The 20555-nt window shown below is 57.3% G+C and carries 18 protein-coding genes; 7 read left to right on the top strand and 11 right to left on the bottom strand.

The features are described 5' to 3' along the window. Positions 1-3: 3 nt before the first annotated feature. The 7 genes from ACR0FE_RS12250 to ACR0FE_RS12220 form a co-directional block, all read right to left on the bottom strand. The gene (locus tag ACR0FE_RS12250) at positions 4-1116 is read right to left on the bottom strand and encodes an ABC transporter ATP-binding protein (RefSeq protein ID WP_480912919.1); all 1113 of its coding nucleotides are present in this window, start codon (positions 1114-1116) and stop codon (positions 4-6) included. Positions 1117-1232: 116 nt separating this feature from the next. Further along, the gene (locus ACR0FE_RS12245) at positions 1233-2357 is read right to left on the bottom strand and encodes an extracellular solute-binding protein (RefSeq protein ID WP_170611241.1); all 1125 of its coding nucleotides are present in this window, start codon (positions 2355-2357) and stop codon (positions 1233-1235) included. 142 nt (positions 2358-2499) lie between these two features. Continuing rightward, a complete protein-coding gene (locus ACR0FE_RS12240; RefSeq protein WP_480912918.1) occupies positions 2500-4473 on the bottom strand; it encodes a beta-galactosidase in 1974 nt (657 codons plus the stop codon). Beyond that, positions 4470-6116, bottom strand: a complete 1647-nt coding sequence (locus ACR0FE_RS12235) for an amino acid ABC transporter permease (protein WP_480912917.1) — start codon at positions 6114-6116, stop codon at positions 4470-4472. The genes ACR0FE_RS12240 and ACR0FE_RS12235 overlap by 4 nt, the downstream gene beginning before the upstream one ends. 74 nt (positions 6117-6190) lie before the next feature. After that, positions 6191-6940, bottom strand: a complete 750-nt coding sequence (locus ACR0FE_RS12230) for a basic amino acid ABC transporter substrate-binding protein (protein WP_170611251.1) — start codon at positions 6938-6940, stop codon at positions 6191-6193. 22 nt (positions 6941-6962) lie between these two features. Then, a complete protein-coding gene (locus ACR0FE_RS12225; protein WP_170611254.1) occupies positions 6963-8009 on the bottom strand; it encodes a LacI family transcriptional regulator in 1047 nt (348 codons plus the stop codon). After that, on the bottom strand, positions 8009-8761 hold the full coding sequence (locus ACR0FE_RS12220; RefSeq protein ID WP_480912916.1) for a sugar phosphate isomerase/epimerase family protein: 753 nt from the start codon (positions 8759-8761) through the stop codon (positions 8009-8011). Before ACR0FE_RS12220 ends, ACR0FE_RS12225 begins: the two co-directional genes overlap by 1 nt. Before the next feature lie 213 nt (positions 8762-8974). Between ACR0FE_RS12220 and ACR0FE_RS12215 the strand changes: the two genes are divergently transcribed. From ACR0FE_RS12215 to ACR0FE_RS12205, 3 genes are read left to right on the top strand one after another with little or no spacing between them, the layout of a single operon-like run. Next, positions 8975-11173, top strand: coding sequence for a family 1 glycosylhydrolase (locus ACR0FE_RS12215; protein ID WP_480912915.1), 2199 nt, complete (start codon positions 8975-8977; stop codon positions 11171-11173). A 25-nt stretch (positions 11174-11198) separates the two neighbouring features. After that, a complete protein-coding gene (locus tag ACR0FE_RS12210) occupies positions 11199-12125 on the top strand; it encodes a carbohydrate kinase family protein (RefSeq protein ID WP_480912914.1) in 927 nt (308 codons plus the stop codon). Between the two features lie 17 nt (positions 12126-12142). After that, entirely contained in the window at positions 12143-12808 is a 666-nt protein-coding gene (locus ACR0FE_RS12205) for a D-lyxose/D-mannose family sugar isomerase (protein WP_480912913.1), read from the top strand. A gap of 1 nt (position 12809) precedes the next feature. On the opposite strand, the gene ACR0FE_RS12200 is transcribed toward ACR0FE_RS12205, so the two are convergent. Beyond that, positions 12810-13358: a tetratricopeptide repeat protein gene (locus ACR0FE_RS12200; RefSeq protein WP_480912912.1), complete on the bottom strand. Its 549-nt coding sequence runs from the start codon at positions 13356-13358 to the stop codon at positions 12810-12812. A gap of 54 nt (positions 13359-13412) precedes the next feature. Then, positions 13413-14519 (bottom strand): hypothetical protein, encoded by a 1107-nt coding sequence (locus tag ACR0FE_RS12195; protein WP_480912911.1) that lies wholly within the window; start codon positions 14517-14519, stop codon positions 13413-13415. Between the two features lie 252 nt (positions 14520-14771). Between ACR0FE_RS12195 and ACR0FE_RS12190 the strand changes: the two genes are divergently transcribed. Next, positions 14772-15092, top strand: coding sequence for a hypothetical protein (locus ACR0FE_RS12190; RefSeq protein WP_480912910.1), 321 nt, complete (start codon positions 14772-14774; stop codon positions 15090-15092). Between the two features lie 12 nt (positions 15093-15104). After that, positions 15105-16826 (top strand): alkyl/aryl-sulfatase, encoded by a 1722-nt coding sequence (locus ACR0FE_RS12185; RefSeq protein WP_480912909.1) that lies wholly within the window; start codon positions 15105-15107, stop codon positions 16824-16826. A 255-nt stretch (positions 16827-17081) separates the two neighbouring features. Here ACR0FE_RS12185 and ACR0FE_RS12180 read toward each other — a convergent pair whose 3' ends face one another. Next, a complete protein-coding gene (locus ACR0FE_RS12180) occupies positions 17082-18134 on the bottom strand; it encodes a Hint domain-containing protein (RefSeq protein ID WP_480912908.1) in 1053 nt (350 codons plus the stop codon). 216 nt (positions 18135-18350) lie between these two features. Between ACR0FE_RS12180 and ACR0FE_RS12175 the strand changes: the two genes are divergently transcribed. Both ACR0FE_RS12175 and ACR0FE_RS12170 read left to right on the top strand, forming a co-directional pair. Then, positions 18351-18629 (top strand): hypothetical protein, encoded by a 279-nt coding sequence (locus ACR0FE_RS12175; protein ID WP_170611274.1) that lies wholly within the window; start codon positions 18351-18353, stop codon positions 18627-18629. A 9-nt stretch (positions 18630-18638) separates the two neighbouring features. Next, a complete protein-coding gene (locus tag ACR0FE_RS12170) occupies positions 18639-19115 on the top strand; it encodes a phage holin family protein (RefSeq protein ID WP_480912907.1) in 477 nt (158 codons plus the stop codon). A gap of 161 nt (positions 19116-19276) precedes the next feature. On the opposite strand, the gene ACR0FE_RS12165 is transcribed toward ACR0FE_RS12170, so the two are convergent. Next, positions 19277-20524: a Tm-1-like ATP-binding domain-containing protein gene (locus ACR0FE_RS12165; protein WP_480912906.1), complete on the bottom strand. Its 1248-nt coding sequence runs from the start codon at positions 20522-20524 to the stop codon at positions 19277-19279. Between the last annotated feature and the right edge of the window lie 31 nt (positions 20525-20555).

Below are 20555 nucleotides of genomic sequence, written 5' to 3'. Positions count from 1 at the left end.
CCCTTATTCCGCTGCCAGCTCACCAGCAGGAACCAGAACCGCGTTGCGGGTCTCGTATTCCAGCGTGATGTTCCGACCGGTGTGATCCTCGAAAGACTGTCCGTGGTTCGGGATCGATACTTTGATCTCTTTGCCGCCTTCACCTTCGGTGAAAATGTTAAAGACGTTGCCCTCGAATTCTTCGTGGTTGACGCGGGCAGTGACGAAATGATTGCCCCTTGCGCTGTCCGGCGCTATGGCGAAGGCTTCGGGACGAATGAACATCATCGCGTCGTCGCCTGCCTTCATCTTGCCCTGATTGGCGGTCGAAATCCGTGCAACCAGCTCACCCGAGCGGTTGGTCGAAATCAGGGCCTCATTGCCCATCACCTGCTTGATCTTGCCGCGGAAGACGTTGTTTTCGCCCACGAAAGAGGCTGCAAAAGCCGTATTGGGATCGTTGTAAATGGTTTTACCGTCGGCGATCTGGTCGATGACACCTGCTCGCATCACGGCGATGTTGTCCGACATGGTCAGCGCCTCACCCTGATCGTGCGTGATGTAGATGAACGTGATGCCCACACGCTGTTGAATTTCTCGCAGTTCGGTCCGCATGTGCTGGCGCAGCTTGAGGTCCAGGGCGGACAGTGGTTCGTCCAGCAACAGCACATCGGGTTCGGCACACAGGGCACGTGCGATTGCCACACGCTGACGCTGACCGCCCGACAATTCGCTGGGCAGTTTGTCGCCCTGCCCCGGCAGCGCGATCATGTCCAGCAGTTCGTCCGCACGTTTGCGACGTTCGGCAGCGCTGGCGCCCTTGATTTCCATCGAGAAGGTGATGTTTTCCCAGACCTTCATCAGCGGAAACAGGGCCAGGTTTTGAAAGATCAGCGCAGTAGGACGCTTGTTGGGCCCGATCCCCCGCATATTGTTGCCGCCGATCAGGACGTTCCCTTCACTCGGCTCCAGAAAACCCGACACAGCGCGCAGGATGGTTGTCTTGCCGCAGCCCGAGGGGCCGAGGAACGAAAAGAAGTCGCCCCCGTTGATATTTACGTTTGCATCTCGCACGGCGACAAAATCACCGAAACGGATCCACAGGTTTTCCAGATCGACTCCGACCCCTGCACTCATTTTTGGTATCTCCCTGGAGCACGGCCCGCGACCGTGTCACATTTCGGTCCGTCGCACCGGGGCGGCGTACGGAAACAGCCCCCCGCGCCAGCGCGAGGGGCCAGATTTCAAGGCGATCAGGCGCTCTTGAACTTGTTGACGAACTCGGTCCGGGTTTCCGCGTACCAAGGTGCTTCGGCCGGCCACGGATTGAGGTTGGCCAGCGAGTCGCCTGGATAGGCCTCGGCGAAGTTCTTCTTGTAGGTGTCGCCCGAATATTGGTCGGCACCCAGCACCGGCGAGTTGTAGCCGTGGCTGTCAATTGCAACACCGGCAGGCTTGGCCTGATAGGCAAAGTCGATGAATGCATAGACCTGGTCGATATTCGCCGCACCTGACGGCATCGAAATACCGTCAACCCAGGCCATTGCGCCTTCGACAGGTGCCTGATAGTGCACAGGCTCACCTGCGGACTTGAGCGCCAGCGGCGGGCCGTCCCAGGTTTGGCCGACAACAACGCCTTCATTTAAAAGACCGTTCTTCTGTGTGTCCGCGTCGTTCCAGATCAGCTTGATCCGGTCCTTGCGCGCGATGCACCAGTCGGCGATCTGACCCCAGACTTTGCGCATGGTCTCTTCGTCGCCATATGCGGCCCAGACCGAACCCGGCTCCATCTCACCGGAACGTTCCATATAAAGACCCGCACCCAGCATCATCGAGTGCGCGCGGCCCATGGTCTTGCCGGCGTTTTCCTCGGACCAGACGTCGCCATAAGACGGTGCGTCACCTTCAGGCAGCCACAGATCAGTGCGATATGCGATGCCTTCGGTGCCCCAGATATGCGGCAGCCAGTGCGCGCCACTATCGCCGAAGTTCCAGGCATCCGTACCGATCTTCGCCATCGCCGGGTTCACCAGATCAATCGGAACCTTGTTCATGTCAAACGGCTGCAGCAGTTCCAGCGGCTCCCACTGGAGCGAACGGTTGTTGGTGGGCGAGATGATGTCAAAGCCCTGGCCTTTGGTGGCCTTCATCTTGTTGATGATTTCTTCGTTCGACCCGATACCGGTGTAGTTGACCTTGATACCAGTCAGGGTCTCGAACTCTTCGATGAAGGACGGCGGCAGGTAATCCGACCACATCAGGATGTTGATCTCACCCGAAGATGCCAAAGCGGACTTGCTGTATAGTGGCGCTGCCAGCGCCGCTGCACCGGCCCCTTTAAGGACTGTACGACGTGTTACAGTTTTACGGTTTTCCATTGAGTGTACTCCCATTGTTGGAACGTCTTGTTTTTGTTTTGTAGTCGCAGGCTAGAACTTTGCGGCAAGCCTGTCAGGCCAAAAGTGACAGTTGACAAAAATAATAGGTCCAGATCGTCGGCCAACCGATTGGAAAACCTGGTTAAGCCACTGAGCCATCACGCCAGATGGCCAGGTCACACGGGCCAATACTGGCTTGTCCGACCAAAAATCGGCGGTTTTTGTCTTCAGGCAATGTTACTGCGACGTCACCAAAATTGAATGCGAATGTCAGGTCGCCACGGCGGGTGATGCGCACGTCAGGCCCAAGATCACTGCCAATTACTCCTGCCCAGTCCAAAGTTTCGGCGACAATCGCGTGCAGCAGCCCTTTTAGCGGAATCATCGCCAGGTAAGTGGCACGCGCCGAACGCACGGCCGCCGGGCTTCCATCGCGGTAGGGGCTTTCAAATCGCGCGATAACGTCCTGATCCGTCTCCACGATCTCGCGCCAGCCTGTGAACCCATGCGTCTCTCCATTAGTCAGGCGAACGCGTTCCGCCGCCAAATCCGGCAGCGACTCCACCCGCAGGACACGCAGTCCGGTCAAATTTGACAAAAGTCCGGGTGCCAGCCCCTCGGGGGTATGCATGTCGGGCGTTTTGCTGCCAGACCGTGCGCCGATCAGCAATTTTGCCGTGCAGTTCTTCAACTTCTCGGCAAGATCGGGTGTGATGATCATGCTTTGCGGCAATGCAACCAGCGCATAGCCTGACAAATCGCTGTCCGGCCCCACGAAATCCAGATCCACCCCATACCGCCGGAATGCGGCATACCATTCACGCACGATCTGCGCGTTTGGAAACGCATCGTCATGCGGAAGGATATCCGCAGCCCAAATCGACTCGTAGTCCAGCAGCATGGCGACCTGCGCCCGTTCACGGACTTGTTCCGGCAGGTTATCGCGTTCCGCTGCAACCTGCGCCAGCTCGACCGATGCCTGATCAGGGCTGCCATCCGATCTCTGCAAAGCAGTGTGGAATTGTTCCTGAGCGAACTTGGCCTGGCGCCACCGAAAAAACATCACTGCCTGAGCGCCATGCGCATAGGCCGCCCACGTCCATAGCCGCACCATTCCATCCGCTGGCGAGGGGTTTTTCTCTGCCCAATCCACCGGACCTGGCTGCTGTTCCAGCACCCACATCCGGCCATTTCCCTGACTTCGGTACAGATCGCAATGAAACCCCTGATAATCCGGTGCCCCGGTGCGTAGGTACCGGTGCTTTTCCTCGTCCGTCAGCGTCGAACCCAGCAAGTTTCCCAGCGGGTAACTGTCGAAACCCACGATATCCAGATCAGCACCAACGGCGTGATGATCAAACTCGAAACTGCCCGCCATGAAGTTATGCGTGATGTCCCGGCCCGGTGAAAACTGCCGCAGGATATCCACCTGGGTCCGATTGAACAGCCGCACCCGGTCCGAAGAATACCGCGCGAAATCAAGCGAATGGGTCGGGTTGGGCATGGCAACCAACCCGTTCGGCAGCCCGATCTGATCAAAGTCCGAATAGACCGTGCTCCAGAAAACCGTTCCCCAAATCCGGTTCAGGTTTTCAATCGTCGCGTACCGCTCGGCCAGCCAGCGCTGAAAACCGCGGCGCGCCGCGTCCGAATAGCTGAGAACGGTATCGTGGTCATTGTATTCATTGTCGATCTGCCAGGCGTGAACATGGGGGTTCTGCCCGTAACGGCGGGCATATTCGGTGGCGATCCGGCTGGCTTCAGCCAGGTAAATGTCGCTGGAGAAACAGTAATGCCTGCGCGATCCGAACCCGCGCACCCGGCCATCCGGACCCACAGGAAGGATCTCAGGATGCTGATCAATCAACCATTTCGGCGGCGCGGCAGTGGGCGTGGACATCATCACGCGCAAGCCAGCCTCGCCCAGAATGCCAATCACCTCGTCCAGCCAGCCCCATTTGAACCGCCCGCGCTCAGGCTCGATCAGACCCCACGTGAACTCGGCAATGCGCACCCAGTCCAGCCCCATGTCCGCCATCCGCGCAGCATCGTCACGCCACTGCGACGCGTCCCATTGTTCCGGGTAATAGCAGACCCCAAGTTCCAGTTTACTCATCTGTTTTCTCTTGCGGTCCGCCGCTCGATCCATTTCAGGAAGCTGGCGCAGCCAAGGGTAATGACCACGTACAAAATGGCCGCAGTGTTGAACGGAGCGAAAGGCAGAAAGCTGGCGGCCTGAAACTCGCGCATGCGCTGAGTCATGTCGCGCACCGACAGAATTGACAGCAATGACGTATCTTTGATCATGGCGATGAATTCATTGCCCAATGGGGGGGTCACGATCCGCAGCGCTTGTGGCAGAATGATCAGCCGCGCAGTCTGCCAGCGCGACAGGCCCAATGACCCGCCCGCCTCGATCTGTCCTCGTGGGATGGCCTCGATGCCGGACCGGAAGATTTCGGCCATATAAGCCGAATAGCCCACCGAAATGGCGATGATACCACGGGTCATATTGGTCATGTCGATGCCGCCGCCAGTGGCATCCTTTACCGCGCCCGCCAGCGGCAGACCGATGTAAAGGATGATAACCAGCATCGGTATGCCCCGGATCGTGTCCACAAAGAACTCGGCCCCGACCGCAAGAGGATGCAGTTTGTGCTGCGCCCCACCTATCGTCAGGGTCAGAAGCAGAAAGCCGAAAACCGCAAAGGCCAGCGCCGGGTTTCGGTATTTGTCGGGCAGGAACGTGGTCTGCCAGATCACCGGGTACCCTTTGGTATTTGTCCCGGCGGGAACAAAGGCACCCGACACGCTGTCCACGGACTCGATCTGATCCAGCGCGCTGACGGCATCCGGTGCACTGCGAATGCGATATTGCTGACCTTCGCCGCCCTCGAATTCGCCAAACCGAATGATGTCTGCCTGCGCCTGCGGCGTACCGCGCACAATGGCAATGCGGGCCTCGGTTGTACCGATCAGTTCATAGCTGACCTGCGGCTGCATGAAGAAAAAGGCCGAGACTGCCAGCAGGGCCAGACTGATCGAGCCATAGACCACCGTTGTTCTGGCCTTGGGCTTGAAAGACTGCAATCCGACCCAGATCAGCCCCAGGATCGCGGCAAAGATATAGGCAAATATTGCCGCCCGAAAGGTGATTGCGACACCGGTCGCAAACTGCCAGTGCGCCATGAACATCAGATAAAACAGTGCGGCACCGGTAAGAATCTCTAGCCCCAACCGGACATAACCGCGCATGGCAGGTGGCAGGTTTGGCGAAATCAGGATCACGGCCACCAAAACCGCATAGACGCAAAGCAGTACCTGCAAACCGCTCTGAACCTGTTGAACCACTTCCGGGAACAGAACCCATGTCTGCTCTGATCGGTCAATAAGCGCTGACGTATTTTCGCTGAGTGCGTGAAAGAACACGGATTCGGCAAATGGCATCAAAATTTGTGGGGCCACGAAGCCCAGAACCGCCAGCGCTGCGGCCGCTGGCAATGCCGCCAAAGCCGCGCCGCGCAGCCACAAGGGCGCGACCGTCTGAAACCGGGCGTTGCGGGCGCAAAGATAACCCAGCGCGGCCACTGTCAGGATCAGCAGGAACCCGACAAAGATCGCGCCTGCATTGTTGCCAATACCCAGAATGGCAATCAGGGATCGAAGATATTTTGAAGACGTTGCAAAGAGATAGATGATAAACGGAGCCGCGGCGAGCAATACAAGATTGCTCGGCCGGATCGAGCTGAGGCGGGACATGGGATTTCTTCGACCTCTCTGCTGGGGTTGGATCCGGCGGTCAGAACCGCCGGACCATCTGTTCGTTCAGAGGATCACTCAGTACTCCAGTACTTGCCGACCAGGGCGTCCAGCGTGCCATCTTCCTTGATCGCCGCCAGCCCTTCGTTGATCGCGTCAACGGTGGCGTCACCTTCCTGAAACACGATGCCCAGCGGATCGGACTGCAGACCGGTGATGCCCACGGTCAGTTCACCTGCAAACTCCTGCTCGTAAGCCGCAGCCGAAGTTCCGTCGATGATGACGCCCTGCACATCGGCGTTCTGCAGTGCCAAAATGGCGGCCGAGAAATTATCATACAGGCTGACATTCTCACGCCCAACCAGTTCTTCGGCCAACTGTGCATTGGTGGTACCGGTTTGCGCCGCCAGTTTCTGGCCGCCAGCCTTGAAGTCATCCAGTGTCATGTCAGAGTTATCGACCTGCAGCAGGATGGCCTGGCTGACCACGATATAGGGGTCCGAGAAATCCATGGTTTCTTCGCGTTCCGGCGTGATCGACACGCCCGAGATCACCAGATCGAACTCGCCCTGTTGAAGCGCCGCAAAGATGCCGTCCCAGGCGGTGTTCACGAAGTTCGGAACGCAATTCACCTTTTCACAGATCGCGTTCATCACATCCACGTCAAAACCCACGATCTGGCCCGTGGATTCATCAACGGTTTCCATCGGTGGATAGGTGGCATCGGTTCCGATTTTGAGCACGCGCCCTTCCAGATCGGCGGCCATGGCCACGGGTGCGGTCAGCGCGGTCAGCGCCGCTGCGGCAAACAAGTTCTTGAACATTTTCATCTACTCCTCTGTTGGTTCAATTTGTGTGCGCCGTTTGCGGCGCGGCAGTGTCAGGTTGCCGCTCGATCAATCTGGCCCTGATCTTTTTTTGTGTCCTTGTGGGGTCGGCCCCCTCCAGCGTTTTCAGCATGTACTCGCCCAGCAATTGGCTGGTCTCTTCGATCGGCACATAATAGGTGCTGGGTGGCGGCACGAAGTACCGACTGAGTTGCAGGTCATCGGTCGAGATGACGACAAGATCCCGTCCAACCTTTACACCGGCGCGATGCGCGCCGGACAATACACCAAGCGTCATCGCTTCGTTTGCGCATATGCAGGCGCTGGGTCGGTTCGGCAGGCGCATCAGATCATCGAAAACCCGCTGCCCCGTTTTTGCAGTGACCGGACCGTTGAAGATCAGTTCCGGCTCTACCGGCAAGCCCCCGGCCAACAGCGCTGTGGCATAGCCTTGCTGTCGTTGCGTCGCATAAATCAGATTCTTTGGCGGGTTGGCCAAGGCTATACGTCGGTGCCCAAGCCGGATCAGGCGGGCCGTTGCATCATGCGCTGCGGCCTGACTGTCCAGATCGACGTAGGCATGTGGGGCTTTGCTTTCGCTCATGCCCATGGTGACGAAGGGAAAGTCTTTTTTCTGCAGGAACGCGATGCGCGGATCGTCGTGTAATGTACCGGAAAAGATCACACCATCGGCCAGACCGTCCTGAACAATCCGGCCCAGTTTTGCCATTGCATCTGTGACGTCCGAGACGCTGAACACACTCAACTCATACCGCGACCCCTGAAGCGCACTGGAGATTCCAGCCACGATACGGGTGAATTCCACCCCTTCCCACTCATCGGCCGTGTCCGGGGATACGCTGACCAAAACCGCAATGCGATAGGATTTGTTGGTGCGCAGTTTCAGCCCGTCCAGATTGACCCGATAGCCCATTTTAGCTGCTGCGGCCTGGATCACTTCGCGGGTTTCCGCCTTGACCGACGCCGCCCCGCGCAGCGCATTGGAAACGGTTCCCACCGAATAGCCGGTTTGTCTGGCTATCGACTTGATCGTAGCCCGCGCCATTACCCGACCCCGGCCAAAAACCGGTCGCACAGAAAACGACGACCGGAGTTGAGTATTTCGGCATGGTTTTGCGTGTCGTCATGTTCGACAAAAATGTCAGTGCAGGCACTGTCGGCCAGGGCCTGCAACACCAGCGCCCAGTCGACCAGCCCCTGCCCCGGCGCACACCAGAGATCACCCTCGGGCCCGATTCGGGGCTTCACGTCCTTTGCGTGCGCCGACGTTATCCGGGTGGAATATCGGCGCAGTAAATGGTGGGGTTCCGAAACGGCAGATGCCAGCCATCCTATATCCGGCTGCCAATACAACGCCTTTCTGGACAATATGATATCCAGCGGCGTTTCGCCCCTGGGGCCGACCAGTTCAAAGTCATGATTGTGATACGCCAGACATATGCCGTGCTCAGCCAGACGCGCGGCCCAGCTTGCCAACTGGCCCGACACTACCCACCATCCCTGGGCAGTGTCGGGCCTGGCCTCGGGCGCCAGCCAAGGCATGACGGCCACTCGGCATTCCAAACCCTTCAGCAAGGTGATGATTTCTTCGAACCGGTTTTCGAAGTCTTCCCATTCAAAATGTGCCGACCGAACCTTCAATCCGGATTGCCCCACCTGCTTTGTCATTTCCGATACAGAGAGACCGTGAAACCCGACCGTCTCAACATCGGCAAATCCGCAGTGCGCGACCAGATCAAGCTGAGATCGTAGATCGCCAAGCTGGCGCACGGTATATAGCTGGGCTGATATCCGCATTTACACCGGTTTAAGTTCATTGAAACGTTTCAAACATCGTGAAACAACCCGCCCTTCTTTGTCAAGCACCGAAAAAAGCTGATGTCCCGACCGGATTCCAAGACGGGTATTTGAGCAGAAGAAGTCATTTTTGACTGCGCATACATCTGGATTGCCGCAAAAGGACCTGATAAATGGTAGCGCAATCATTCCCGACCCCGGCAGGTTCCGAGCATGAATTTCAAACGCAGCGACTTTCCCAAAGATTTCCTCTTTGGCGTGGTGTCACCTGCCTGCCAGGGCGAGGAAGCCAACAGGGATGATCCGCGTCAGGTCGGGCGGGAAACACTTCCGGCTTCGACCGAAAACTCGGATGGTTCGGCGTATGACCCCCTCAGCAAGCTGGAACAGTGGCTCGATCCGGTAAGCGAAGCCGGGTTTGACGGCTTGGCTTTCACGGTCAGCTGGACGCGGGTGATGCCCGAAGGCCGCGGCGCGGCCAGCCCGGATGGTCTTGATTATTATGACCGGCTGGCAGACGCTTTGCTGGACCGTGGCATACGCCCCTGCGCCACCCTTTTTCACCAGGGCTTGCCCACGGCGCTTGCGGACCTGGGGGGTTGGCGAAATCGCGACATTGCCGGTTGGTTCGCTGACTTTACGGAAATCATAATGGGCCGTGTCGGCGACAGGATGTACAGCGTCGCGCCAATTTGTCCGCCACTGGACGTTATTGAATCAAATCGCCAAATCCCTGGACAGCGCTTTACACGAACTACGGCGCGTACCATGCACCATCTGCTTTTGGCGCATGGGCAGTCGATCCAGTCCATGCGCGGGCTGGGCATGACAAATCTTGGCGTCATGCTGGATATCGATCAGGCTGAAATTGCGACTGCTGATGACCAAGGAGAGCGCACAGTCGGGAATGGCTCCCGATCATACGTGCGCTACATCAACAACGCCCTGTTCCGCAAAACCTATTCCGTAGACGAACCGGACAAGTTGGAGCAACTTCTGCCACATGGTTGGCAGGATGATTTCGAAACGATTGGCGTGCCGATAGACTGGTGTGCCCTCAACTGTATTTCGAGCGAAATCGCCGATCCGCCAGACCGGCCGGAACAGAAAATCAGTCCTGAACTTCCGAAGCTTCTGTTACACATACAACAGGAATACACCGGCGACCTGCCCATCTATGTCACTGATGGCATTCAGCGGAACCTCGGTCAGCGCACAATTGAACAAGGGACCGAACGCCTGAACCAAGCTCTTGGAGCGGTTCAAACTGCAATGGATCAAGGCGTGCCGGTCGAAGGGTTTTTTGCCCGATCCTTGCCTGGCGATGATAAGTTTGCAGAAAACGGATCGTTCGAGGCAATAAAGAGCGCGTTGTCAAAAGTAGAGGTTCTGGCGCGTCCCATGACGCAGCCTGCTGGTCGCATGCATGAGCATTGGAACCTAGTTGCCGATATCGGTGGGACCAACACCCGGCTCGGAGTGATTTCGAACGGGCAACTGACTGAATTGCGAAAACACCCGACAGGCAATCTTTCCCAATTGCTCACGGCCTTCCACGAGATGAGGGACGACATCGGAACCGACCCGCGCGCGGTGGTCGCGGCCGGGGCCGGGCCGGTAAAAAATGGAACGATCCGGTTGACCAACGCCCATCTGGACCTTTCCGAAACAGACATCGGGCGGGCAACGGGCGCGAAGAATACATTCGTCATTAACGACTTCACGGCGGCCGCCTGGTCGGTAGCGGATATCTCATCAAGTGATGTCGATGTCCTGCAAGGATCCGAAACACCTCCGCCCGGAACCCGGCTGGTGGTTGGACCGGGCACTGGTCTTGGCGTTGGCGCCTTGCTCTACTCGGACGAGCGCTACCATACCGTTTCGGGCGAAGGCGGCCATATCGGCCTCTCTCCGCGCCATGATGACGAGGTCGAGGTCTTCCGCGCTGCCCGAAGTATCGCGCCCGATTGTTTCTTTGACGACAGTCTGGTGTTGGAAGCCGAGATGTTTCTGAGCGGAACGGGCCTACCGGTTCTGTATCAGGCTATTGGCTTGGCCGCAGGTTATGCCGACACGCCAAAACGCAACGCCCGGGACATCCTACAGGATGCACGTGCGCAAACTGATCCGTTCGCGGTGAAGGCGGCGCAAATGTTCACCACGCATCTTGGCGCCATGATGGGCGATCTGACGGTGACCCTCATGCCAATAGGTGGCGTTTATCTGGTTGGTGGTGTGGCAGAAAAGAACCGCTGGCTGTTTCGTGACGCATTCTGTGCGGCCTTCAATGCAGGTGGCCGCTTCAGTGAGTTGCGCCGGTCGATGAACCTCTATGTTTCAGAGCAGGCTGAATTCGGCATAATCGGAGCAAACAACTTCTGCAAAAACGCCCTGCGCGACAAGGGCATCTGATCTCCAATCCGAAAGGACCCCTATCTTGATCCTGTGTTGTGGCGAAGCTTTGATTGATATGATTGCCTCTCCGACGCTGTCCGGGGAACAGGGGTTTGTGCCCCATTCCGGCGGTGCCGTTTTCAATACGGCCATTGCACTGGGTCGTCTTGGGGCGCCGGCCGCGATGCTGACAGGTTTGTCTACGGACATGTTTGGCCGACAACTGGAAAAGGCGCTCAACGACAGTCATGTCGATACCACGCATCTGATAACATCAGACCGCCCAACAACGCTGGCCTTTGTGCAATTGCAGAACGGGCAAGCCACATACAGTTTCGTTGACGAGAACACCGCAGGACGCATGCTGCGCCCCGAAGACATGCCAGAACAGCTGACAACGGTATCAGCAATGTATTTCGGCGGGATAAGTCTGGCGTGTGAGCCTTGTGCTGATGCGTATGCCGCGTTGCTTGACCGCCACGGATCGGATCGCGCTGTCATGCTGGATCCGAATATCCGCCCGGGCTTTATCAAGGAACCGACCAGATACCGCACCCGCCTGAACCGCATGATTTCGCAAACCGATATCCTCAAGGTTTCGGACGAAGATTTGAACTGGATCATACCGGGCCCGGAACCTTTGGAAGAAAAGGTTCCTTTGCTGCTGCAGGCCGGTCCTGCCGTGGTTTTGGTCACTCGGGGCAGCAACGGCGCTTCCGGGTATCTTGCTGATGGATCGAACGTCTCGGTGCCAGTGAAACCGGCAGAGGTTGTCGACACGGTAGGCGCCGGCGACACATTCAATGCAGGAGTGTTGGCCCAGTTGAACGGGTCGGGTCATCTGACCAAACCGGGCTTGCGTAATCTGTCCGGCACCCAGTTGCGCGCGGCCCTTGAGATGGGGGCCGAAGTAGCCGCCGTTACCGTATCCCGCGCCGGGGCAAACCCGCCGTGGCAGCATGAGCTATAAGAGAAGGAAGGTCTTTCGTGAAACGATCCGAAATCAATCGCATCAAGGCAGAAGCTCAGGCCTTCATCCAGTCTTTCGGGGCGGTTCTGCCACCCTTTGCGAACTGGTCGCCCGACGAAATCCGCAGCCCGCAAGCTGCAGGTATCCGCGAACGAGGGTTGGGCTGGGATATTACCGATTACGGACAAGGTCGGTTTGATGAACTGGGCTTGTTTCTGTTCACCCTGCGCAATGGCGACGTGACCCAACTAAATCAGGGGCGTGGCATGCTGTATGCCGAGAAACTGCTGATTTCGCGGGACAAACAGCTCTCGCCCATGCACCGGCATATCATCAAGGCTGAAGACATCATCAACCGTGGCGGTGGCGATCTGGTTATGGAAATCTATGGATCTGACGCCGGGGGCGGCATCGACCACGATAATGCCGTGACCGTACCCAGTGACAGTTGCCCCGTGACAATCCAACCGGGCGAGCACCTGCGGCTGAAACCGGGCCAGAGTGTCACGCTTATGCCGGGCATCTGGCATGCTTTCTGGGCGGAACAGGGCGATTGTCTGATTGGTGAGGTGTCCACGGTTAACGATGACCGTACCGACAACGTGTTCGAAGATCCCATTCCCCGCTTCGCCTCAATCGAGGAAGATGTGGCACCCGACTTTTTGCTGGTTGCGGACTATTAAATCAGGTGTCGCCGGGCAGTCCGGCGTCGCTGAGACTGCGCAGCAGTTTCTGCTTGAATGCTTCATCCAGTTGCCAGATGGAGAGTGTTTTCAACGCGTTGGCGGGAAAATCCGACTGAAGTCTCAGCAGGTCGCGGATTGCAGCCCTGGCCCGATCCGGCTGACCGGCTTCGTGACTGAGGGCTGCGCGCCACAGATGCGTCCAGAAAAAATCCGGCATCTCGATCTGGTTCAGCTCCGCCAGGGCCTGTTCGAATTCACCCTGATCAAACAGGTAGAAGACACGCGGGAACCGATACCAATGGGGGTAAACCGGATTCAGCGCAATCGCGCGATCCACCAGTGCCAACCCCTCATCCCAGTCTCCGCTGAAGGCCAGGCGCATACCGTATTGCGCCAAGATGGCCGCGTCATTTGGATTTAGGTCAATCGCTACTGCACCCGACTTCCGGAAACCATCCATATCACCCATGACAAACCTCAGGTTCGCCAGCATCAGATGGGCCGTCGGCAGGTTGGGATCGATCTGCAACGCCCGGCGCGCAGCCACGTTTGCAGATTGCAGTACCTGGGTACGATCGCCACCCAGATTAAACCGGACCTGCTACAGATAAAGGTTCGACAGAACCGCCCATGCCTCGGCGTAGTCAGGATTTTGGTCAACCGCTTTCAGAATGCAGGATTTGACCTCGGCGTGGCGACTGAGGTTCATGCGGATCTGATAGGCGTAATACTCGAGAACGCAGTCATAGGCGTCCCGGTTTCTGGGCGGTGTGCGGGCTGCGGACCGCATCGCGTCATGGTTCAGCAATCCGTATTTGCCGGCCAACTGCCCGGTAACGTCCCGGATGATCTGATCCTGAGCACGATAGATCTCGGTCGGGGACCGCCCGACAGAATAACTGCGCACCCAGACATACCGCGCCTCGGCCAGATTGATCAGCCGTGCTGACAAGCGCAGGGAATCTCTGGTTTCCAGAACGCTGCCTTCAAGCGCGTAGTCCGCTTTGAATTCAGTCCGGAGCGTCTGCGGATCGGTGTCGCCGCCCTGAAAACGGCCAACAGTCCCCAGTGGCAGAACCCACAAATCGTTGAACCTGATCAGTTCGGTCGTCAGTTGTTGCGCAATGCCATCAGCCAGAACCAAGGACGCCTCGCCCATTGAATCAAACGGCAAGACCGCAATGATTGGCCCCTTGGGCAACCCCGGGTCTCGTTCCGAGGGCGGGTCATACAAGACAGACCATCCCGTCCATATCACTGCACATACCACCCCAAGGCACGCACCCAGAAATATTCTGGTGGATCGCGACCGGCTTTCCTTTTTCATAGGCTCTGATGCGGGTTGAACAGAACTGGGTTCGGCGGACGTCATCCGTTCGAACCGCGGCGCATAACCGCCCTTGGGAATGCTGAGACGTATCGGATCGTCGCGACCAGGACCGGCATAGTAACCATCGATGTCCTGACGCAGACGGCGCGCTTCAAGCCGGACAACCGGATCGGATTGCTGATCGAAACTGGCATCGCCATCAAAGACCGACATGGCAATCGACACGCCCTTGATATGGCCAGCCCGCCCGGCCAGATACTCGTCGACCACATAAGCCAAAAAGGTTCTGCGCTGGGGCGTCGCTGAAAACTCCGGGTGGTCAAGAAGGCGCTGCAACTGCGCGCGGATATCCTGCTCTGATATGGACAAATCCGGCATCCAGTTCTGAAAAATGGTTTTGTTATCGGCTCTTATGGCAAATGTTTCACCGCTTTTACATCCACTACCGCCCAGGTAGCAACATGTTCGCACTTCACGAGCGCGCGCGAATGCATAACAGCCTTTGCTTCAACAGGAGTTGCAGCAGGTGATCGGTTTGTCTTTCCAAACTTCCAAGAAAGCGGAACGGAACATCTGAACACGCTCCTGAAAACCACGATCGAGCATTTATCAATTGGAGCTGCCCAACCTATGGCACGTCGACACATTCTGGCCCATTCCACCGCTTTGCCGACTGTCTCCGCCAGTCTTGTAGCCGCACAGGAGCATTTTGATCCCAAGGGCAAACTGCCCTCGGAGTTCACGGTCAAGTTTCAGGAAAAATTGCGCAACACCCTGCCGTTCGAGGATCAGCGGGATTTTGAAGAAAGCCGTAAAGGCCTGATCGCCCTTCCCGATTATCGCCAGATCACGACCGAGGACGGAACTGTGGCCTGGGATATCGGCAGCTATGACTTCCTGCTGGAAGACGGACAGGAGTTCGATTCGATCCACCCGTCGCTGCAACGTTAGGCAGTTTTGAACATGAACTACGGCCTGTTTGAAATTCTGGAAGGCCAGATCTATCAGGTGCGTGGCTTTGACCTGTCGAATATTTCCTTTATTCGCGGCGAAAACGGCTGGATCATCTTTGACCCGCTGGCGTCGAAGGAAACCGCCGCGGCCGCATTGAAACTGCTGAACGACACGGTGGGTGAGTTGCCGGTCAAAGCGGTGGTTTATTCACACTCTCACGCCGACCACTATGGCGGTGTGCGCAGTGTCATTACCGACGAAGATGTCGCCAATGGCGTTGAAGTCATCGCGCCTGCCGGTTTCATGGAACATGCTGTTTCCGAGAACGTTTACGCAGGCAATGTGATGAACCGCCGGCTGTTCTTCCAATACGGCGTTCTGCTGCCGCGAAATCCTTACGGCCATGTGGACCAGTCGATCGGCAAGAACACCTCAGCCGGAACCACCGGCCTGATTGAACCGACCCGCTATGTCTCGGATGACTATGAAGAGATCACTATCGACGGCGTGCGCATGATCTTCCAGAACACACCGGGTACCGAGGCCCCGGCGGAGATGAACACCTACTTCCCCGACCTCAAAGCGTTCTGGGCGGCTGAAAACATCACCGGCACCATCCATAACATTTACACCCTGCGCGGCGCGCTGGTCCGTGATGCGCTGAGCTGGTCCAAGCATATCAACGATGCGCTTTACGAATTCGGGCAGGATGCCGAACTGATGTTTGCCTCGCACTCATGGCCGCGTTTCGGCAATGATCGTATTCAGGAGGTGATGCGGGCACAGCGCGACACCTATGCCAACCTCAACAACGGGGTTCTGAACCTGGCCAACAAGGGCGTAACCATCAATCAGGTCCACAACGTCTATGAGGTGCCGCAGAGCCTTCAGGATCAATGGGCGGCACGCAGCTATCATGGCTCGGTCGAGCATAACAGCCGCGCAGTGATTAACCGCTATCTGGGTTATTGGGATGCCAACCCGACAACGCTGACGCCCCCTTCACCCGAAGACAGCGCACCACTGTTTGTCGAGATGATGGGCGGCGCCGGACCGATCATAACAAAAGGTCAGGAACTGGTGGCTGCCGGGAGATATCTCGAAGCGACCGAGATCCTCAACAAACTTGTCTACGCCGAGCCGCAGAACCAGACCGCCAAGGACTTGCTGGCCGATGCCTTCGAACAGATTGGATATCAGAAGGAAAGCCCCTCGGTCCGCAACTCGTTCCTGGGGGCGGCATATGAACTGCGCAATGGCATCCCTCAGGGCGCCACCATCGAAACCACCGGCCCGGATACGATCAAGGCCATGCCGACAAGCATGTGGCTGGACTTTCTTGGCATCCGCGTCAACAGCGCCAAAGCGGCAGGGATGGAGTTCACGATCAATCTGACGATCCCCGATCGGGACGAAAACATCGTGGTCGAGATGAGCAACGCCACGCTGACCCACATCGTGGGCCAAAAAGCTGATGACGCCGACCTTTCGATTGCTCTGAACCGCACCGACCTGGAACAGGTCATGACCGGAGAGCGGAAGCTGACAGATATGCTGGCGGACGGAACGGCGAAGTCCGAAGGCAATGCGGATCTGGTGGCGCAACTGGCCTCAACTCTGGACCAGATCGATCTGGGGTTTGAGCTGATGCCCGGGACCGGCGTGCAGGACCTGACGGCCCCTGCCAACGATTTTGCTCAGCCACCCCTTGCGAACTCCATCGGCAGCTGATTCCCCGATCAGCCAACCGGTTCCTTATCAACGCGAACCGGCAACGTTGTGGAGGGCAGGTTTGTCCTGCCGAAAGACGGGCTGCCCCAGCGGCCCGTCTTTTTCGCCTTTCTTGTGAGGCTAGAATGTCCTTTTGCCGCCGAGCGCCACCACAGGGACGTGCGTGAAATCAGACCTCATCCGCAAAACAATGGCGCTTCGTGAGCCTTCAGGCCCCCGCAATCAACGATCTTCAGGTTGGTTCCAGTCCGGAAGTCAGCCCACCATGATGGTGGCTTCGTGTTTTTTCAGAACCCGCGCCGCCGTCGGGCCATAGTTCTTACATACTCCATCGGCGATCTCGGGAAAAATCTCGGCAATCTCGTTCCAGGACTCCTCTGAGAAGCCTCGCGCGGCGATGTCACCGGGATAAAGGCTTTCAGAAAACGCGCCATTTGAATGCACGATTTCATGCCTGTCGAAGATGAAGTGGAAATAGGTTACCTGCGACACGTCCGCCGCGACTGACACGCCGGGTAGGCCCAGCAAATGCTTGGCCGCGACCAGCACCGCCTCGTCACCAAAGTGGATTTCATTGACAGGCTTCGTCACCAGCATCCGGTGGTTTGGCGATACCATCAGATCCGACGATGGAGAGTTCGGCGCGAGTGCCCCTTGCGCTATCCGGAGCGGTGTCAGATGCCGCTGCGCGGACAAATCCAGGGTGCGTGATCCGATCCATCGAATTTTCCTGGCCTGCCCGTCCGCTGTATCAACCAGATCTCCGGCCATCAGGCTTTCGACAGGCCTTGAACCGACTGGTGTGCCGATCAGGGTACCTTTCACGAAACAGGGTACATCGACAATTGCGTCGGGGTCAGTGGTATCCGGCGCGTTTCCTGGCGTTACATTCGAGATTGAAAACGGGTAGTTGGTGCCCGGAACAAGCGGTTCGGACGTGATATAACCGGCCAAGGTGCCGTCGACCTCGACCCGGAACACGTCGATCGTCCCGCCGCCCGGTTTGAAAAGCTGATAGGATTCTTCGAGGTAGATATTGCCACTCAGGAACGTGACAGACCCGTCCAGACTGGTCACGTCGCCTGTCTGCGTCAGGTCATCGCCAACTTCGTTGTTGAATCTGTCACCGTTGAAATCCGTGCCATTGTCCGGCGCGCCATTGACCAGCGTCCCTCCGGCGCCGTCAACCACCGAAAACAACACCCGGTCCGCATTCGGGTCATACGTATTGGACAGCGTGACACCGCCGCCAAAAAACGAGACGGTTATTACGCTGGGATCATACCCGATATACGAATAATTCGCCATAAAGTGACCTCACACTCGCGAAACACGCTTCATTTGTTATACTGGGTTAAGTTGGGCTTAAATAAGGAACTTTTGTGCAGCGGAACCGATCACACATGTCCACGAAGTTGCTACCTTGCACGCCAATCGATTAATTGTTGATGAACAGAGACCCCGGACACCAACCGCGAGGCTCAGGTAGCCAAACAGAACACCGGGGCAGAAGGGTCCAAAGGGATGGTCACAAAAGCAGAGCTTGAACAGCAGGTTGCTGAGTTAAAGCGCCAATTGGCGGAGTATTCCCGCAACGAGAAGCCGATTGAACATCGCGAAACCAATGACCCACAGACACCTGATCACGAGATAATATCAGAAGCTTGGGCCGAAAATCTGCGACATCTTCCCGGGCAGATCGAAGATGTGCTGACCGAACTGGAAGATTTGCCCCACAAAAAGCCGATCCTGTTTGCCCTTGGTGTCTTTGCCCTTGGGTACTTGATTGGCCGGTCCCGGTAGGAGCGTATCATGAGCCGTATTTCCAGAAACTTGTCGATCGTCCTACGTTCAGAACGGCTGATTGCCCAGCGGCAATTTACCATCGCGGCGCGCCGCACCGGGCTATATGCCGCGGCCGGTCTGGCCGTGGGGCTGGCTGTGATCATGCTGAATGTCGCAGGCTATTTCGCATTGTCAGATACACTATCGAAACCGCTGTCGGCGCTTCTGGTTGCCGCAGCGAACCTTGTGTTGGCGGTTTTGCTGGCCCTCTTTGCCAAATCAATGTCCTCGCAGTCCGACAGTGAAACAGTGACTGAATTGCGCGACATGGCGCTGGCAGACATCGAAGAAGAAATCCGCGACGGGCTGACACAGGCGCAGGACGCGATTACGCATGTCAAAAAGATGTCACGGGACCCTTTTGGGACAATCGCGCCCGAACTGGCCGCCGTAATTGTGAAGATACTGGCGCGACGCGCTTCCGATCGCTCAAAAACGGACTAGAAAGCCTAAGAGTCAAAGACTGACGCCTAATCTAACTAAACGAACGGCCACTACAGAAGTCGAAATGTCCTTCACCGATGCCCTCGCGCCTACAGGCTGTGCGAGGGTCACAGTCGACAGGCCAAAGGTTCCCAAGCGAACTCCGGACGGAAGCAGCGCGCTTAGGCAGTAGGTTCGCCGGTGGGAACAATACCCTGCGCGACCCATTGATCGAATATCTCCAGGGCGATTATGCAGAATTCCGGGTCATTGATATGGGCGTCCAGTTCGGTTGCATGAACCGAAGGCGCGACAGTAGTTGTCAGAGCCTCAATAAACGCGCTCAGGCCATCTGGGTCGTGACAATCTCCACCCGGGCGGTCCCATTCCTCGATGCCGCCGCGCGGTATGATCAGATGGGTGGGCGCGGGACTTTCGCCAAGGCGCTTGTTTAGTTCGTGGGCAATCTCGCGCCGCTCGTCAGCAGTGTAGTAGGTGTTCTTGACCAATTTGTTGTGGGTGTGGATCGGACGGTTCAAAAACCGTTCCGGGATGTCTTGCCAGCCCGCAAAATCGATCAGGTCCATACATCCCGGGGCCACGATCTGCGGAATGCCGGCCCGCCCTGCCCCGCGATGCCTGTCCTTGCCTGCGTTCACGACGGAACCGGCCAGCAGATTGCCCAATTCGCACCCGGCAAAGTCCATAACGCAGACAAAACCGTTTTGGCCTGCGATCTGTTCGAAGGCCATGCCGCCCATGCCCATGGCATGAAATACGGCAACTTCATAACCGCGCTCTTCCAACGCAGGTTTGAGTGTCTTGATGTATTTGAGGCATGAGGTCCCCAACGAGGTGACACCCACCATCGGACGCCCGCTTTTGGCCGGTTCTGCCGCGCGTGCGGCCCCCAAAACGGCGCCTGCCGCCTGTGACAGCGACGATTTGCAGATCGCGTTCAACCCATACAGCCCCCCGGCCCAGAGGATCATCTGGATGTCCGGCGAAAGACGCTCGGCCGGGATCAGGGCCGAGAAGGACACGGTCGAGACGACGTATTTGGGCACCCCGATGGGCAACGATTGACAGACATCCAGCGCAAGATCGGTACCCATGGTGCCGCCCAAAATGATCACACCATCAATCAGGCCCTGATCGTGCAAGCGGCGGGTCAGATCACTGGCACCGGCGGACATGATCTGCATAGCCACATGTTCGCTGCCACTGTCTATGGCGGCCTGGATCGAGCTGCCACCCGCCTTGGCCACATCATGTTTCGAATAGTCGGTGGGATTGGCGGGGTCGCCCAGAACACTGACGTCTAGGGTCAACACACCACCGCCCAAGGAACGGATCTTTGCCGCCATGAACTCCAACTCGTCGTTTTTGGTGTCATATGTCCCAACGACAAGGATCGTCTTGTCCACCATGAGGTCCTCCGCTGAATTTTAATTAACATAT

The organism is Ruegeria sp. K7, from assembly GCF_056531785.1.
The sequence above is the reverse complement of the archived record's forward strand: the minus strand, read 5'-3'. Positions and strand labels throughout refer to the sequence as shown.

Excerpts from the sequence above, each read along its gene's own strand:
- ACR0FE_RS12220 (WP_480912916.1), bottom strand. The coding sequence starts at position 8,761 with ATGCGGATATCAGCCCAGCTATATACCGTGCGCCAGCTTGGCGATCTA.
- ACR0FE_RS12195 (WP_480912911.1), bottom strand. The coding sequence starts at position 14,519 with ATGCCGGATTTGTCCATATCAGAGCAGGATATCCGCGCGCAGTTGCAG.
- ACR0FE_RS12170 (WP_480912907.1), top strand. The coding sequence starts at position 18,639 with ATGAGCCGTATTTCCAGAAACTTGTCGATCGTCCTACGTTCAGAACGG.
- ACR0FE_RS12190 (WP_480912910.1), top strand. The coding sequence starts at position 14,772 with ATGGCACGTCGACACATTCTGGCCCATTCCACCGCTTTGCCGACTGTC.
- ACR0FE_RS12175 (WP_170611274.1), top strand. The coding sequence starts at position 18,351 with ATGGTCACAAAAGCAGAGCTTGAACAGCAGGTTGCTGAGTTAAAGCGC.
- ACR0FE_RS12185 (WP_480912909.1), top strand. The coding sequence starts at position 15,105 with ATGAACTACGGCCTGTTTGAAATTCTGGAAGGCCAGATCTATCAGGTG.
- ACR0FE_RS12180 (WP_480912908.1), bottom strand. The coding sequence starts at position 18,134 with ATGGCGAATTATTCGTATATCGGGTATGATCCCAGCGTAATAACCGTC.
- ACR0FE_RS12225 (WP_170611254.1), bottom strand. The coding sequence starts at position 8,009 with ATGGCGCGGGCTACGATCAAGTCGATAGCCAGACAAACCGGCTATTCG.
- ACR0FE_RS12245 (WP_170611241.1), bottom strand. The coding sequence starts at position 2,357 with ATGGAAAACCGTAAAACTGTAACACGTCGTACAGTCCTTAAAGGGGCC.
- ACR0FE_RS12240 (WP_480912918.1), bottom strand. The coding sequence starts at position 4,473 with ATGAGTAAACTGGAACTTGGGGTCTGCTATTACCCGGAACAATGGGAC.
- ACR0FE_RS12250 (WP_480912919.1), bottom strand. The coding sequence starts at position 1,116 with ATGAGTGCAGGGGTCGGAGTCGATCTGGAAAACCTGTGGATCCGTTTC.
- ACR0FE_RS12230 (WP_170611251.1), bottom strand. The coding sequence starts at position 6,940 with ATGTTCAAGAACTTGTTTGCCGCAGCGGCGCTGACCGCGCTGACCGCA.
- ACR0FE_RS12215 (WP_480912915.1), top strand. The coding sequence starts at position 8,975 with ATGAATTTCAAACGCAGCGACTTTCCCAAAGATTTCCTCTTTGGCGTG.
- ACR0FE_RS12165 (WP_480912906.1), bottom strand. The coding sequence starts at position 20,524 with ATGGTGGACAAGACGATCCTTGTCGTTGGGACATATGACACCAAAAAC.
- ACR0FE_RS12235 (WP_480912917.1), bottom strand. The coding sequence starts at position 6,116 with ATGTCCCGCCTCAGCTCGATCCGGCCGAGCAATCTTGTATTGCTCGCC.